Origin of the sequence: Streptomyces cellostaticus (genome assembly GCF_023630175.1) — a bacterium.
GTDB lineage: Bacteria > Actinomycetota > Actinomycetes > Streptomycetales > Streptomycetaceae > Streptomyces > Streptomyces cellostaticus_A.
The window spans coordinates 1-1,363 of the sequence record NZ_JALLIN010000126.1 but is presented as its reverse complement, the minus strand read 5'-3'; the positions used below and the strand labels follow the sequence as shown (position 1 = coordinate 1,363).

1 protein-coding gene is annotated in these 1,363 nt (G+C 68.7%); it reads left to right on the top strand.

Annotation, left to right across the window (positions count from 1 at the left end):
* On the top strand, window positions 1-1,363 hold a 1,363-nt coding region (locus MXD57_RS31270), incomplete at both ends, for an AMP-binding protein (RefSeq protein WP_250405585.1).

Sequence of the window (1,363 nt, the reverse complement as noted above, 5' to 3'; positions counted from 1 at the left end):
CGTCGGCTTCTTCGTCAACACCCTCGTCCTGCGCACCGACCTCTCCGGAGACCCCACCTTCCGCCAAGTCCTCGAACGCGTCCGGGAAACCGACCTCGCCGCCTACACCCATCAGGACGTCCCCTTCGAGCGGCTCGTGGAGATCCTCAACCCCACACGCTCCATGGCCCGCCACCCCCTCTTCCAGGTCATGCTCGCCGTACAGCACCACGCACCGCTCCTCGCCACGCTGCCCGACCTGGCCGTACGGCCGGAGCGAAGGGAGGGGACGGTCGCGAAGGCCGCCACGTTGCCCGACCTGGTCGTACGGCCGGAACCAATGGAGGGGACGGTCGCGAAGTTCGATCTGTCCGTGAGCCTGGGCGAGACCCACACCGACGGCATACCCGCGGGACTCGAAGGGCGCCTGGACTACCGCACCGACCTGTTCGACGCGGCTACCGTCGAACATCTCGCCCAACGACTGGTTCGGCTCCTCGACGCCGTCGCCACCGCCCCTGACGCTCCCGTCCGGCGGGTCGACGTCCTCGGGGCGGACGAACGCGAGACGGTTCTGCACTCCTGGAACGACACCATGCGTGAAAGGCCCGGGGCGACACTCACGAAGCTGTTCGAAGCCCACGTCACACGGACTCCCGACGCGTTGGCAGTGGTGAGCGACGGGCTGGAGCTCACCTATGCGCAACTGGACGAACGCGCGGATCGACTGGCGCGTCACCTGGCGGCCAAGGGTGCCGGGCCCGAGCACGCGGTCGGCCTGTGGATGGAGCGGTCCGCCGACCTGGTGACCACGCTGCTGGCCGTACTGAAGACCGGCGCCCACTACGTACCGCTGCACGAAGGCCACCCTCCGGGCCGGCGCCGATTGGTCATGGCGGACTGCGCAGCCGAACTGCTGGTGACGGACCGCCCGACGGAAGCCGCCGAGTTCGCAGGGACGGCAGAGGTCATCCGCGTCGGCGAAATGCTCGCGGCCGCTTCCGAGACGGGACCTTTGAGGCCCGCCGGCGCACATGGTGCGGACGGGCTCGCCTACGTGATGTACACGTCTGGGTCGACAGGCGAGCCCAAGGGTGTGGCCGCCACCCACCGCGGCGTGGCAGACCTCGTGCTGGACCGCTGCTGGGAGACGGGCAACCACGAGCGTGTCCTCTTCCACTCCCCGTACGCCTTCGACGCCTCGACGTTCGAGCTGTGGGCGCCTCTTCTCTCCGGCGGGACCATCGTCGTGGCTCCTCCGGGAAACCTGGACACCTCGTCCCTGGAACAGCTGATCAAGGTGCACGACATCACGGGCGTCGTTCTGACAGCGGGACTGTTCCGTGTCATGGCCGAGGAGACCCCCACGTGCCTCGCCCAGCTG